A 14981-nucleotide genomic window follows, 5' to 3' on the forward strand; every position below is an offset into this window, starting at 1 on the left:
TGCCTGCTTGAGATCTAGAAGAACCCGAGCTTCTGAGGGCTGTACGAAGCGAGGATGTTCTTCGTCTGCTGGTAGTGCTCCAGCATCATCTTGTGGTTCTCCCGGCCGATGCCCGACTGCTTGTAGCCACCAAACGCAGCATGCGCCGGATACGCGTGATAGCAGTTCGTCCACACCCGGCCCGCCTGGATCGCACGCCCCGCGCGGTACGCCGTGTTCATGTCCCGCGTCCACACACCCGCGCCGAGTCCGTACAGCGTGTCGTTGGCGAGTTTGATGGCGTCGTCGAAGTCCGCGAACGACGTGACGGACACGACGGGACCGAAGATCTCCTCCTGGAAGATCCGCATCCTGTTGTCGCCCTGGAAGATCGTCGGCTGTACGTAGTACCCGCCCGCCAACTCGCCGTCGTACTCGATACGGTGGCCGCCCGTGAGTACCTTGGCGCCCTCCTGCTGGCCGATGTCCAGGTAGGAGAGGATCTTCTCCAGCTGGTCGTTGGAGGCCTGAGCGCCGATCATCGTCTCGGTGTCGAGCGGATGACCGGGTTTGATCAGCTCGGTACGGGCGACCGCCGCGTCGAGGAACTCGCTGTAGTGGCCCTGCTGGACGAGCGCCCGGGAGGGACAGGTGCACACCTCGCCCTGGTTCAGCGCGAACATCGTGAAACCTTCGAGCGCCTTGTCCCGGAAGTCGTCGTCCTTCGCCCATACGTCGTCGAAGAAGATGTTCGGCGACTTGCCGCCCAGTTCGAGCGTGACCGGTTTGATGTTCTCCGAGGCGTACTGCATGATCAACCGCCCCGTCGTCGTCTCGCCGGTGAACGCGACCTTCGCCACCCGCGCGCTGGACGCCAGCGGCTTGCCCGCCTCGACACCGAAGCCGTTGACGATGTTCACGACGCCCGGCGGCAGCAGGTCCGAGACCAGACTCATCAGGTAGTGGATGGACGCCGGGGTCTGCTCGGCGGGCTTGATCACGACGGCGTTGCCCGCCGCGAGCGCCGGCGCCAGCTTCCACACCGCCATCAGGATCGGGAAGTTCCACGGAATGATCTGCGCCACGACGCCCAGCGGCTCATGGAAGTGGTACGCCACCGTGTCGTCGTCGATCTCGCTGAGCGACCCCTCCTGCGCCCGGACAGCCCCCGCGAAGTAGCGGAAGTGGTCGATGGCGAGCGGGATGTCGGCGGCCAGGGTTTCCCGGACCGGCTTGCCGTTCTCCCAGCTCTCCGCGACCGCGAGCTTCTCCAGGTTCGCCTCCATCCGGTCGGCTACCTTGAGCAGGATGTCGGCCCGCGCCGTCACCGACGTGCGGCCCCACGCGGGTGCGGCGGCGTGCGCCGCGTCCAGGGCCCGTTCCACGTCCTCGGCCGTGCCCCGCGCGATCTCCGTGAACGGCTGCCCGTTCACCGGACTCGGGTTCTCGAAGTACTGCCCACGGGCGGGCTCCACGTACTCGCCGCCGATGAAGTGGTCGTACCGCGACTGGTAGGAGACGATCGCGCCTTCGGTGCCGGGCGCCGCGTAACGGGTCATGTGCTCTGCCTCCCGAGGAAGGGCCGCCCGCCGTTGGACGGCTCTCGCGGCGAGCGTAGGGACGGGGAGGTTGCAGATACGTTGCGTGGCGGATCCGGTCGTGCCCGTCAGCGCCGTGCCCGCCACGGGGACGCCGACTGCTCCGCCTCCAGCTCCGCCAGCCGCGCCCGTATCGGAGCCGTCGGGCGCACGGCGGCCAGCGCCCTCCACACTTCGAGGTCGTCCTCACCCCAGGACGCCTGGGCCCAGCATGCCAGCAGGTCGGGGTCACCCCCGCAGACGAGGGCCGCGCGCAGCCCGTCCGCGAGCCGTCGGCGCAGCCGCACCACCGCCGGTGCCTGGGAACCTGGCAGCAACGGCCCGGCGTACGCGGTCACAGCCGCCGTGATCGCCCCGGCGGCGAGTCTGCGTTCGACGACCGCGACATCGGACTCGACCGGAACCGCGAGCCGGTAGGGCCGCGAACCCAGGACTCCGGCCCCGAGCAGCCGACGCAGGCGGGCCAGTTCCGCGCGCAGCGTCACCGGTGTCACCGACTCGTCCTCGTACAGCGAGCACTGCAGTTCGTCGCCCGTCAGGCCGTCCGGATTCCTGGACAGCAGGATCAGCAGTTCGCTGTGCCGACGGCTCAGGCGCAGTGTGCGGCCGCCCGCCACGAGGAGGGCCTCGTCCCGGCCCAGAGCGGTCAGCTGCAGGGCGTCGGTGGCGGCCGGTATCGGAGCGAGCAGCGCCAGCTGGGACTCGGCGGCGCGCGCCACGGCCTGTACGAACCCCAGACTGTGCGGATGCGCCAGCCCGTCCCCGCCGGTGATGTCGACGGCGCCGAGCAGCCGTCCCGTGCGCGGATCGTGTACCGGAGCCGCCGCGCACGTCCACGGCTGGACGCGCCGGATGAAGTGCTCCGCCGCGAACACCTGCACCGGCCGGTCGAGCGCGACCGCCGTACCCGGTGCGTTCGTGCCCATGGCGGACTCCGCCCACCGCGCGCCCGGCACGAAGTTCATACCGTCCGCCTTCTGCCGGGTGGCTGGATGGCCTTCCACCCACAGGAGTCTGCCCTGTGCGTCGCAGACCGCGAGGAGGTGCTCGCCGTCCGACGCGAACGTGCCCATGAGTTCACGGAACAGTGGCATCACCGGCGCCAACGGGTGCTCCGCCCGGTACGCGCCGAGGTCTCCGTCGGTGAGTTCCACGTGCGCGGAGCCGTCCGGTCCGACCCCGGCCCGCGCCGAACGCCGCCACGAGTCGGCGACCACGGACCGCACCGGCCGCGAGACCGTACCCGCCTCGGTGAACGTCTCGTGGGCGCGGCGCAGTACGCGAACCCGCTCGACGGGGTCGGCGCCCGGATTCAGGGCCACCCATGGATCGGTCAACCCGGCCTCCCGCGAAGCGATGGGACTGGACGTGATGCGGATCGGACGTGACGAGGATCGGACGTGCTGGGAACTCGACGTGATACGGCTCCGGACATCGTCACTCGGGCGGCGGACGCGGACAAGCGTCCGTGACACTCCGTCCTCGGCCGGTCAGGCGAAGTTGACGAGTCTGATGTAGCGCGTCCAGTCCCAGTTCGGGCCCGGGTCGGTGTGGTCGCTGCCCGGTACTTCGTAGTGGGCGATGATGTGGGAGCGGTCCTTGGGGATCGCGTACTTGGTGCAGATCGCCGCGGTGAGTTTCGCCGACTCCTCGTACAGGGCGTTGGTGAAGTACTGCGGTTTGTCCACCCAGCCCTCGTGCTCGATGCCGATGCTGCGGGTGTTGTAGTCCCAGTTCCCCGCGTGCCAGCCGATGTCGCGCTCGCGCACCATCTGGGCGATGTGGCCGTCGGCGGACCTGACGACGTAGTGCGCGGACACCTGTTTCTTCGGGTTCTGGAAGATGGCGAGGGTGTCCGCGTACGTCGCCTGTGTCACATGGATGACGACGAAGTCGACGGGGTGGCTCGTCGGACGGTCGGCCACCGTGTAGTTGGACGTGCTTGCCGGGGACCACTCGGACTGCGGGTAGTCGAGGCCCCGCGGCGCGGCGCCCGCCCGCACGGTGGGGAGCAGAGCGGTGGACAGCGTGGCGAGGGCCGCGCTCTGGAGCAGGCGCCGCCGGCTGGGCAGGGTGGCTGGCAGGTACTTGGCTCGGTCCACAGGTTTCCTCTCGGCGGGTGCGGTTCAGGTCGTGGAGACAGGGGCTCAACGAGTCGGCGCCGCGCGGGTTTCGTGCCTGAACTCGTGGTCGCGCCGTCCTCACGTGAAACACGGTACGGCTCTTGCCGGTTGGGGAGGAGAGGCCTGCCCGGGTCCGTGGACAGCACTGTGACTGTGGACAACTCGGCCACCCGAAAGGGTGATTGCCGCCCCCGCGACCCGCTCAGGTGCCCCCACGCAGGCGCCCTCGCTCAGGCCTCAGGCCGACGCCCCGCCACCCACCGCCGCCGGATCGTCGAGCACGGCGCGCACGACGGAATGCGCGGCGCCCAGCAGCGGGCCCTCCGGGCCGAGCCGGGAGACCGACACCGCGCAGGCGGGCCCCGCCGTCCTGCGGGCCAGTTCCCGCTCCAGCGAGGGCAGCAACCAGGGCGCCAGCCCGGACAGTGCCCCGCCCAGCACGACGGCCTCCGGATCCAGCAGATTGACCGCGCCAGTCAGCGCGATGCCCAGCGCGGTACCGGCGTCGCGCAGGGCCCGCCGTACGTTCTTGTCGCCTTCCGCGGCGCGCGCGGCCAGCAGTCCGACCCGGTCCTCGCCCGGTTCCAGGCCTGCCGCGCGCAACACGGCCTCCTCACCGGCGTACTGCTCCAGACAGCCGCGCCCGCCGCAGGCGCAGGCGGGTCCCTCGGGCCGTACCGGCACATGTCCCAACTCGCCCGCGAAACCACGGGTCCCGCGCAGCAGCCGCCCGTCCACGACCACGGCCCCGCCGATGCCGATCTCCGCGGAGACGTGCAGGAAGTCGCGCGGCGCCTCCTCGTTCAGCCAGAGTTCGGCCAGCCCGCCGAAGTTCGCCTCGTTGTCGACGGTCAGCGGCAGGACGTCCGGCAGCAGGGGAGCGAGGTCGGTGTCGAGCCAGCCGAGGTTCGGAGCGCGCACCACGGTCCGGGCGTCGCGCGCCACCAGACCGGGCACGGCGACGGCGAGACCCGCGGGCCACAGCCCCTCCTGGTCCGCCTCGGCGACGATCTGGCGTACCAGCGCGGTCAGTTCACCCAGGACGGGCACGGGCGCACGGCCGCGGTTGGTGCCGTGCCGCACGACCCGAGCGCGCACCTTGCCGCGCAGGTCGACCGCGCACACGGCGAGGTGGTCGACGCCGATCTCCGCGCCGATCCCCGCAGGGCCGCGTCCGCTCAGGGCCAGCGCCGAACCGGGCCGCCCCACCCGCCCCGGCCGCTCGGGGCCCAGTTCGTCGAGGAGCCCGGAGCGGATCAGCTCGTCCACGAGGGTCGACACGGCCGCCCGTGTCAATCCGATGCGTGAGGCGACGGCGGCGCGGGACAGCGGCCCTTCGGCGTTCACGGTGTGCAGGACCCGTGCGAGATTGCGGCGGCGCATGCCCTGTTGCGTATCGGGCAGTCGTCGGCCGGGGCTGCTGGGGTGGGCCTCGTGGAGCGGTGCGGTCATCTGCCTGAGTCGGTCCTCGTCCGGCCGGTCCCCTGAGGGCTGTCCTGTCCGTGCTGGCGCCCCGGGGAGCCGGCGGCGACCGGCCCCGCTCCCCGGAGGCGAAGCCGTCAGCGCTGATCGGCCTCCCGCTCCAGCAGCGGGGCCGCGTCGGAGATTACCCCGGCGATCCGCGCGAGCGCCGCCTCGTCCCGTTCCCCGACTTCGAGGACCGGCCCGCGCGCCGTGTTCCAGCGCCGGGCCACCGCCGCCGGATCCTCGCCGGTCAGCACTCCCGCGGCCTGCGCGGCGGCACCGAGCGCGACCAGTTCCTTGGCCTCGGGCACCTGGACGGCACGCCCCGAGAGCCGTCGTACGGTCTGCTGCCAGGCCCTGCCCCGGGCGCCCCCGCCGATGAGCAGGAGCGGCGCCGAACGGTCCGCGTCCTCGTCGAGCACCAGGTCGAGCGCGCCGAGCAGGGAGTGGACCGCCCCGTCGTACGCGGCCTGGAGCAGTTGCCCCGCCGTCGTGTCGTGCCGCAGCCCGTGCAGCAGGCCCGAGGCATGGGGCAGGGCCGGGGTGCGCTCTCCGTCCAGGTACGGGAGCAGCGTCACGCTCGCACCGGGCTCGACGGCCTCGCGGTCGATGCCGAGGAGGGCGGCGACGCGGTCCACGGCGAGCGTGCAGTTGAGGGTGCAGGCCAGCGGCAGCCAGTCGCCGCGCGCGTCGGCGAAGCCCGCGACGGTTCCGGTGGGATCGGCGGGCCGCCGCGTCGACACCGCGTACACCGTGCCGGACGTGCCGAGGCTGAGCACCGCGGTGCCCGGACGCAGGCCCAGGCCCAGCGCGGCGGCTGCGTTGTCACCGGTGCCGGGAGCGACCAGCGTTCCCTTGGCGAAGGGCAGACCGGCGGAGTCGCGGACGGTGCCGACGACCTCGCCGGGCCTGACCACCCGGGGCAGCAGGGTGGGGTCGAGCCCCACGTGACCGAGGACCTCCTCGTCGTACGCCTCCGTCCCGGACGCCCACCAGCCCGTACCGGAGGCGTCGCCGCGGTCGGTCGTGCCCTGCCCGGTGAGGAGCTCGGTGAGGTAGTCGTGAGGCAGTCGCACGGCCGTGGTGGCGCGGACGGACTCGGGCTCGTGCTCGGCGAGCCACGCCCATTTGGTGACGGTGATGGACGGACCCGGCACGCTGCCGGTGCGCTCCGCCCAGGCCTTGGGCCCGCCCAGTTCCTCCACGAGGCGGCGGGCCTGCGGCGCCGACCGTACGTCGTTCCACAGGAGCGCGGGACGCACCGGGGCGCCCTGCGCGTCGAGGGTGACGAGCCCGTGCTGCTGACCGGCGACGGACACCGCCGCGGCCTCGCGTGCCGCGTCCCCGCACTGGTGCAGCGCCTCGCGCAGCGCGTCCCACCACTGGCGCGGATCGCTCTCGCGGCCCGCTCCGGAGGACACGGTGTGCGGCGCCTGGCCGCTCGCCACCACCTCGCCGGTGGCCACATCCACGACCAGGGCCTTGGTGGATTGGGTGGACGTGTCCACGCCAACGACGAGCGGACCCTCGGCTGCTGACATCGGGCTCTCCCTCTTCCGCGGCTCCGCGGGGTCTGACCTGGTGTTTTCGGGTTCCGTCCGGGGCGTCACCGCCCTGATTTCGCCCGCCGTCCCTCTTCCGGGACATCTTCTCCCTTCCCAGGGATGCCTCCGCATACTAATTTGTTAAGCGCCATGACGAAATAGTCGGAGCAAGCAAGGAGCCGCGGCATGAACTACCAGCCCACCCCCGAGGACAGGTTCACCTTCGGCCTGTGGACCGTCGGCTGGCAGGGAAGGGACCCGTTCGGCGATGCCACCCGGGCCGCCCTCGACCCGGTCGAATCGGTGCAGCGTCTGTCGGAACTCGGCGCCCACGGAGTGACCTTCCATGACGACGACCTGATCCCCTTCGGGTCCTCGGAGACCGAGCGCGAGTCGCACATCAAGCGCTTCCGGCAGGCTCTCGACACGACCGGTATGACCGTGCCGATGGCCACCACGAACCTGTTCACGCACCCCGTCTTCAAGGACGGCGCCTTCACCGCCAACGACCGGGACGTGCGCCGCTACGCGCTGCGCAAGACGATCCGCAACATCGACCTGGCGGCCGAACTGGGCGCGCAGATCTACGTGGCGTGGGGCGGCCGTGAGGGCGCCGAGTCCGGCGCAGCCAAGGACGTACGCGTCGCACTCGACCGCATGAAGGAGGCCTTCGACCTCCTCGGCGAGTACGTGACCTCCCAGGGTTACGATCTGCGCTTCGCGATCGAGCCCAAGCCGAACGAGCCCCGCGGCGACATCCTCCTGCCGACGGTCGGCCACGCGCTGGCCTTCATCGAGCGCCTGGAACGCCCGGAGCTGTACGGCGTCAACCCCGAAGTGGGCCACGAGCAGATGGCGGGGCTGAACTTCACGCACGGCATCGCCCAGGCCCTGTGGGCGGGCAAGCTCTTCCACATCGACCTCAACGGCCAGTCCGGCATCAAGTACGACCAGGACCTGCGCTTCGGAGCGGGCGATCTGCGTTCCGCCTTCTGGCTGGTCGACCTCCTGGAGACGGCCGGTTACGCCGGCCCGAGGCACTTCGACTTCAAGCCGCCGCGGACCGAGGACTACGACGGCGTCTGGGCCTCGGCCGCGGGCTGCATGCGCAACTACCTGATCCTCAAGGAGCGGGCCGAGGCCTTCCGGGCCGACCCCGAGGTCCAGGAAGCCCTGCGGGCCTCGCGCCTGGACGAACTGGCGCAGCCCACCGCCGCGGACGGCCTCCAGGCGCTGCTCGCGGACAGCGCCTCCTTCGAGGGCTTCGACACCGACGCGGCCGCCGCGCGCGGGATGGCGTTCGAGCGTCTCGACCAGCTGGCCATGGACCACCTGCTGGGTGCCCGCGGCTGATCGCGCACAGAGCCGACGAACGATCTCTGCGCGGAAGCGTCCGGATTCATGCGGTCCCCGCCGTGGATCCGTACCGAGTTACGTAGCAAGTTCCGCGCAGGGGTCGCTTCGTGACCGGTTCGAGGCGACTCTTGATGGTATGGCCACGCCGCCCTTACCGCCCGAGCCTCCTCGGCCGCCGGACAACACGCCGCCCTACGGTGGTGGCGGGTACGGCCCACCGCCGGGAGGCTTCGGCCCTCCTCCTGACGGTTACGGCCCACCGCCAGGTGGTGGCGATCCGCCGTGGAACGACGGGGGAGGCGGCGGCTGGCAACCGCCTCCGCCGTCGTCGCAACCCGGACCGCCGGGCGGCCCCGGCGGGCGCCGCAGGACGCTCCTGATCCTGCTGGCCGTGCTCCTGGGGATCGGCGCGGTGTCCGCGGTCGCCCTGGTCGTCACCAGTGGTGACGGGTCGTCGGACAACAAGCCGCCGACGGAGAGCAGTTCCAGCAAGGGGCGGCTGCCGTCACCCTCACTGAGTATTCCGTCGCAGCTCCCGAGCGAACTCCCGTCGTCCCTGCCCTCCGGTGTGCCGTCCGAACTGCCCAGCGGCGTGGAGTCGCTCCTCCCGTCCTTCGCGAGCGACGAAGTGCCCTACTACATGCTGCGGACCGGTGACTGCTTCGACATCGACGGCAGCCGGCCGGGCCAGGCGGTGAAGCGCCCGTGCGACAGGAAGCACGACGCCGAGGTCGTGACGGTGACCGAACTGGAAGGCGCGTACGCGACCGATGCCGCCCTCAAGAAGGCGGCATCGGGCCTGTGCCAGGACCCCTTGGACAGCAAGGCGGCCAAGCAGCCCGCCGGCACCGTCCGCGGCACGCTGGTGCAGTACCCCGACCCGGCGGGATTCAAGATCGGCATCGACAACGTCGCGTGCAGCCTGGCCGCCGACGGCGCCGAGGGCAACCGCAAGCTCACCAAGCCGCTGAGGTGAGCCACGCGCGCGTGCACGATCGCCCACACCGCGCCTACGCGATCCCCCCACACACACCGAGTGGCCGGAGTGCTGCACGCACGCGTGGAGAGCGAAAACGCCGGGCGGAGCCGTCCGTTCAGATCCCGTGCGGCAGGCGTACGTACGTCACGGTGGTCTCGATCCCGCTGTCCACGAGGCGTCCCTGCGCGTCGAAGGCCCCTGTCCCGTCCGTCATCCCGAAGTCGTTGTCGTTGATCAGCGCGAGCGTGTCACGGTTCACGCGCGCGACGCCCTCGATCTTCCCAGGCACCCCCTCCACCTTTCCGAGGTCGACGACAAGACGCTTGCGCAGCACGGGGACACCCGACGCGGCGGGGTCCTCCAACTGCTCAAGGGACGGTGACGTCGTGCTGTCGTCCCACTTGTCCCCGAGGATGTCCGCACCGCGGCTCAGCCTCACGACCTGCAACCGGGCCGCCTTGTCGGTGCGCTCCTCCACCAGCAGTTCGTCGCGGCCCACGGCCACCACGGACGAGATCTTCAGCTCGGAGGTGTCGTCCTCGCCCGGGTCGACCGTGCCCACCGGGTCGAACCGGTACGCGTACTCGGCGGTGACGGCCCGCTTCTTCGGTGAGAAGCGCAGCAGACGCGCGGTCAGGGACTCCTCACCCGCATCCGTGTCCGGCAGGGACAACGGGCTCTGCACGGCCAGCACCAGGTCGCCGCCCGGGAGCAGGGCGAGCCCTTCGAAGCCGCGGTTGATCTTCCGGTGCAGCAGGACCGCGGGCAGGGCCTCGACCACCGGATAGCCGGCGCCGGTCAGGTTCAGCCCCTTCGGGACGTACCGGGTGAGTACCTTCCCGCGCGCGGAGACGTGGACCAACGAGGGCCCGTACTCGTCGACGAGCCAGAAACTGTCGTCCTTGGAGCGCACGATCCCTTCGGTGTCCAGACCGTTCGGGTCGTACGAGAGCGGGGTCTGCGCGTCGTAGGAGTACGGGGCCTCGTCGCGTGCCCGCTGGTTCGGCAGGCCGGTGACGGCCCTGCCCGAACCGGTGGTTATCGGTATCGCGTCCAATACCTTCACCGAGTCGCCGGACACCCGGATCCTCACGATCGCCGGGTCGAAGCCGGGCACGGGAAACGTGCGGCGCTTGACGCCGTCCACCTTGATCTGGCCGTTGGGCCCGCGGTCGGTGACGGTCCAGAACTCTCCCTTGCGGCCCGCGGGGTAGATGTCGCTCCCGATGCCGCCGAGGTCCACATCCCGGTCGTCGGCCACCGTGCCAGGCAGCAGCCCGTTGCTGAACGTGCCAAGAGGGAGGTCACCGAGCGTCGCGGAGCCCGTGACCCGCGCGTCCCCCGAGGACGCGCCGACCGCGGGCCCCGCCACCACGAGAGCGGCCAGCACGGCGAACGGCACGCCCGTGGCGACGGAACGATGGACACGGCGCCGGCCTGCGGCGTGCGGGGACATGGGGCCTCCTGATGCACAAGTTCGATGACTGTCGCCAGATTTCGCCCTCTCGTCGAACGCCGTACGGCCGCCGGATGAACGCGAGGCGTCCAGCGCTCATCCGGTGAACGCGGAAGACGTCCGGCCTGTCCCGCGCCCCTGCGCCCCGCCTGTCCCGCCCGCGCTTCTGCCCTGCCGGTCCCGCACTTCTGTGCCTGCCTGTCCCGGGACCCGGTGTCCACTTCCGGCCACAGGCCAACTGCTACTCCAGCCCGTAAGCCTGGGCCAGCGCTGTCGCCGGGTCCTGGGAGGCCGGGCCGACGGGAGCCCAGCGGCCCCGTTCCTTGCGGTACGGCCACCACCGGCCGTCCGGCCCCAGCCGGAGCTGGGCCTGTCCGCCGTCGACGGTCCAGCGGCTGCGGGTCGCGCGCAGGACGGGCCGTTCGTGCTCCTCCCAAGCAGACTCCAGGGCGGCACGCGCGCGTGCGAGCGTTTCCGCCTCGGCCTGCCGGTCCGTCTCCAGTACGTCGAGTGCGGCGACACCCCCGTACTCCCAGGAGCGGACCGCGAGCGCCAGGCCCTCGCGGTCGCGCCCCGACCCTTCGGCGAGCCTGGCGGCCACCGGGACCTCGGGCCCGCCCGAAGCCAGCCGTACGGCATCCTGCGCAGGCGTCAGCCCAGCCTCCGCGACGCGCTGTTCATGGCCCGCCCTGAGCGCGTCGACAAGCATCCGGTGCGCGTCACGGGCGGCCTGCGCCGCCAGGAACTCCAGGGCGGACGGATCGACCCCGGGCGCCGGGTCGGTCTCGGTGTCCAGCGACGGCGGCAGCCCCGGTTCCCCGGGCACGGCAGGCGCCTCGGGCAGCGGCGGCAGAATCTCCCCCGCCGCGTACGCCTCGGCGGCGTCCACGCCCGCGTGCGCCTCCTGCCGCGCCGTCTCCTGCCGCGCCGCGGTGGTTTCGGATGCGGAGACGCTGCGCAACTGCAACTCGTCGAGGAGTTCGCGCTCGCCGCGGCCGCGCAGAAGGAGCAACACGAAAGGATCCTGGTCGAGCAGGCGCGCCACCTGGTAGCAGAGCGCGGCGGTGTGACCGCAGTGGTCCCACGCGTCGCAGTCGCACTCCGCCTCCAGATCGCCCATGCCCGGCAAAAGTTCGACACCGGCGGTCGCCGCGTCCTCGACCAGATGCGGCGGCATCTCACGGTCGAGCAGTGCCGCGATGTGCCCCGCCCGCTCGACCGCCATGCCCAGGAACCGGTCCCACTGCTCCTCGGACAGCTCCGGGAGCAGGACGTCCGCACGATGAGCCGTGTGGTCACGGTCGTTGACCACGGCGGTGACACGCCCGGGGCGGACCGACACGGCGCCCACGGCTCCCGCGCGCGCGAGCCGGCGGCCCGTCTTCAGCTGCTTCAGGTCCAGCGTGGCGTCCTCCAGCGCCTTGAGCCAGGCCTGCCCCCACCAGCTCCGGGCGAAGCCCCCGCCCTGCGAGGGCGGCAGGGCGGCGAAAACGCGCTCCGGAGTGTTCTCGTACGGATCGCTCATCGGGCGCCTCCTCGCAGTTCCACCAGGTCGGCCAGTTGCGCGTCGGTGAGCTCGGTGAGGGCCGACTCCCCGGATCCGAGCACCGCGTCCGCCAGCTCCCGCTTGCGCAGCAGCATGTCCGCGATGCGGTCCTCGATCGTCCCCTCGGCGATCAGCCGGTGCACCTGCACCGGCCGCGTCTGGCCGATGCGGTACGCGCGGTCGGTGGCCTGTGCCTCGACGGCCGGGTTCCACCAGCGGTCGTAGTGCACGACATGCTCGGCCCGCGTCAGGTTCAGGCCCGTGCCCGCGGCCTTCAACGACAACAGGAAGACGGGCACTTCGCCCCCCTGGAAGCGCTCGACCATGGCCTCGCGCTCGGGGACGGGCGTACCTCCGTGCAGGAACTGCGAGTGCACACCGCGCGCGTGCAGATGGCGCTCGATCAGACGGGCCATGCGCACGTACTGCGTGAAGACCAGAACGCATGCCCCCTCGGAGAGGATGGTGTCGAGCAGTTCGTCCAGCAGCTCCAGCTTTCCGGAGCGCCCGGCGATCTTCGGCCGGTCCTCCTTGAGGTACTGCGCCGGGTGGTTGCAGATCTGCTTCAGACCGGTGAGCAGCTTCACGATCAGTCCGCGGCGCGCCATGCTGTCGGCGCCCGCGATCTCCGCGAGGGTCTCGCGGACCACGGCCTCGTACAGACCCGCCTGTTCCCTGGAGAGGGACACCGCGCGGTCGGTCTCCGTCTTCGGCGGCAGCTCCGGTGCGATACCGGGATCGGATTTGCGGCGCCGCAGGAGGAAAGGCCGCACGAGCTGGGCGAGCCGGTCCGCCGCCCCCGGGTCCTGCCCTCCCTCGACGGCCTTCGCGTACTGGTTGCGGAACGTGCCGAGCCGGCCCAGCAGACCCGGTGTCGTCCAGTCGAGGATCGCCCACAGCTCGGAGAGGTTGTTCTCCACCGGCGTGCCGGTGAGCGCCACACGCGCGCGTGCGTCGATCGTCCGCAACTGCCGGGCCGTGTCCGAGTACGGGTTCTTCACGTGCTGCGCCTCGTCCGCGACGACCATGCCCCAGGAAGCGTCCGCAAGTCGTGCCGTGTCGAGGCGCATGGTGCCGTAGGTCGTGAGGACGAACTCGCCGTCGGCCAGGTCCTCCAGGCTGCGCCGGGCCCCGTGGAAGCGGCGGACGGGAGTGCCGGGGGCGAACCTCTCGATCTCGCGCTGCCAGTTGCCCATCAGGGACGTCGGACAGACGACGAGTGTGGGTCCCGCCGCCGACTCGTCGGTCTGCCGGTGCAGATGCAGCGCGATGAGCGTGATCGTCTTGCCGAGGCCCATGTCGTCCGCGAGACAGCCGCCCAGCCCCAGGGACGTCATACGGGCCAGCCAGTTGAGCCCGCGGAGCTGGTAGTCGCGCAGGGTCGCGGCCAGCGCGGGCGGTTGCCCGACCGGCTCTTGCCCCTCCGGGTCCGACAAATGGTCCCGCAGCGTCGCCAGCCACCCTGTGGGCCGTACGTCGACCCTGCGGCCGTCTACCTCCGTGGAGCCCGTGAGAACGGCGCTCAGCGCGTCGACGGGCGTCAGCTTGCGGTCCTGCTGGGTACGGGCGTGACGCACTTCCTGCGGATCGATGAGGACCCACTGGTCACGCAACCGCACCATCGGGCGGTTCGCCTCGGCGAGCTGGTCCAGTTCCTGGCGCGTCAACTGCTGGTCACCCAGAGCGAACCACCAGGAGAACGTCAGAAGTGCGTCGGCCGACAGGAAGGAGGGCGTGTCCGAGGCCGCTCCGCCACCGGCCCGCTCGTCGTCCGGGGGGCCGATGACCGCGCGAGCGGTCAGCTTGTGTGCCAGTTCCCTGGGCCAGTGCACCTCCACACCGGCGGCCGTGAGTGATCGCGCCCCCTCGCCCAGGAGTTCGGTGACCTCCTCGTCGGCGAGTTCGATCGAGTCGGGCACGGTCGCCGACAGCAGGGGCGCGAGCGGTGCCCAGGCCCTGGCCGCGCGGCGCAGCGCGAGCAGGGCGTCCATCCGCGCGCGCGGGCCGAAGGCCGGACTCGACCCGCTCCACACCTCGGCCGCGTCCGCCAGCAGGGCCGGGTCGCTGACACTGTGCAGTTGCAGCACCGCACGGAACGGCAACCGGTTCTCGTCCGACACGGCCGACGCGAGCCCCGGCACCTCGACGCGCAACGAGATCCGTACGCCGGCGTCGTGGCCCGCCGCGACATCGGCCGCCCACGCGCGATGCTCGGGCACATGCTGCGGTTCGGTGGCGGCGAAGGCAGGGCCGCCCGCGGCGAGCGCCGCCGCGGGGGAGCGGGGGAGGGTGTCGGCGACGGCGTCCAGGAAGGCGCGCAGCAGCCATTCCGGATCGGGCAGTCGCAGCGGTTCGGTCGTGTCGACGGGCACCGCGTGGGCGTGCGGCGGCATCGCGGCGGCCAGCTCACGGATCCGCTCCAGGTCCCGCGAGCCCAGAGGGCCCGCGCGCCACGCGTCATGGTCACCGGAGCTCAGGCCGGGCAGCAGCAGCCCGCGCGCGGCGAACTGCAGCGCCAGTACGGCCGCGGCACCCCAGAAAGCGGTCGAACCGTGTGTGTGCGCGGCGGCACGCGCGCGCGTGAGGACCGGGAGCGCCATCCGCACCGGCAGGACGACGGCCGACACCCGCACCAACTCGACCCCGTCCTCGCCGGGAAGGACGACGGACAGCTCCTCCACGGAGCCCGGCCCAGAGCCTGGACCGAAGTCGGAACCGGAACCTGAACAGGAATCGCTGTCCTGATCGGATCCGGAGTCGGATCCGTGACCAGTGCCGAAAACGTGACTGCCGGAACCGATGGCCGGGGGCTCCTCGCCGTCGGGCAGCCAGAAGGCGACGCTGCCCGTACGGGCCGGGTCGGCGGGAACGAAGACGGCGCAGCAGCGCGCCAGTTCGGAGATCTCGGAGGGGGTGGGGGCAGGAATCCTCTGCAC

10 protein-coding genes are annotated in these 14981 nt (G+C 71.5%); 2 read left to right on the forward strand and 8 right to left on the reverse strand.

The annotated features are described in order from the left end of the window. Positions 1 to 14 precede the first annotated feature (14 nt). The 5 genes from exaC to xylB all read right to left on the reverse strand — a co-directional run bounded on the left by exaC (position 15) and on the right by xylB (position 6705). A complete protein-coding gene (exaC, locus tag C6Y14_RS24005) occupies positions 15 to 1538 on the reverse strand; it encodes an acetaldehyde dehydrogenase ExaC (protein ID WP_107018855.1) in 1524 nt (507 codons plus the stop codon). 107 nt (positions 1539 to 1645) lie between these two features. Next, on the reverse strand, positions 1646 to 2914 hold the full coding sequence (locus C6Y14_RS24010) for a GAF domain-containing protein (RefSeq protein WP_199854830.1): 1269 nt from the start codon (positions 2912 to 2914) through the stop codon (positions 1646 to 1648). 153 nt (positions 2915 to 3067) lie between these two features. After that, a complete protein-coding gene (locus C6Y14_RS24015; RefSeq protein ID WP_107018856.1) occupies positions 3068 to 3679 on the reverse strand; it encodes an N-acetylmuramoyl-L-alanine amidase in 612 nt (203 codons plus the stop codon). A 258-nt stretch (positions 3680 to 3937) separates the two neighbouring features. Beyond that, positions 3938 to 5152: an ROK family transcriptional regulator gene (locus C6Y14_RS24020; protein ID WP_107018857.1), complete on the reverse strand. Its 1215-nt coding sequence runs from the start codon at positions 5150 to 5152 to the stop codon at positions 3938 to 3940. A 107-nt stretch (positions 5153 to 5259) separates the two neighbouring features. Next, positions 5260 to 6705, reverse strand: coding sequence for a xylulokinase (gene xylB, locus C6Y14_RS24025; protein ID WP_107018858.1), 1446 nt, complete (start codon positions 6703 to 6705; stop codon positions 5260 to 5262). 189 nt (positions 6706 to 6894) lie between these two features. Here xylB and xylA point away from each other — a divergent pair, with 189 nt between their 5' ends. Beyond that, a complete protein-coding gene (xylA, locus tag C6Y14_RS24030; protein WP_107018859.1) occupies positions 6895 to 8061 on the forward strand; it encodes a xylose isomerase in 1167 nt (388 codons plus the stop codon). Positions 8062 to 8455: 394 nt separating this feature from the next. After that, positions 8456 to 9040, forward strand: a complete 585-nt coding sequence (locus C6Y14_RS44590) for a hypothetical protein (RefSeq protein ID WP_199854831.1) — start codon at positions 8456 to 8458, stop codon at positions 9038 to 9040. Between the two features lie 118 nt (positions 9041 to 9158). Here C6Y14_RS44590 and C6Y14_RS24040 read toward each other — a convergent pair whose 3' ends face one another. The 3 genes from C6Y14_RS24040 to C6Y14_RS24050 all read right to left on the reverse strand — a co-directional run bounded on the left by C6Y14_RS24040 (position 9159) and on the right by C6Y14_RS24050 (position 14981). Further along, entirely contained in the window at positions 9159 to 10499 is a 1341-nt protein-coding gene (locus tag C6Y14_RS24040; RefSeq protein WP_107018860.1) for an esterase-like activity of phytase family protein, read from the reverse strand. Positions 10500 to 10740: 241 nt separating this feature from the next. Then, complete coding sequence (locus C6Y14_RS24045) at positions 10741 to 12024, reverse strand: SWF or SNF family helicase (protein WP_107018861.1); 1284 nt, start codon at positions 12022 to 12024, stop codon at positions 10741 to 10743. Further along, positions 12021 to 14981 carry a DEAD/DEAH box helicase gene (locus tag C6Y14_RS24050; protein ID WP_225891240.1) on the reverse strand — a complete coding sequence of 987 codons (2961 nt, stop codon included), beginning with the start codon at positions 14979 to 14981 and terminating at the stop codon, positions 12021 to 12023. Before C6Y14_RS24050 ends, C6Y14_RS24045 begins: the two co-directional genes overlap by 4 nt.

The organism is Streptomyces dioscori, assembly GCF_003024195.1.
Classification (GTDB): domain Bacteria; phylum Actinomycetota; class Actinomycetes; order Streptomycetales; family Streptomycetaceae; genus Streptomyces; species Streptomyces dioscori.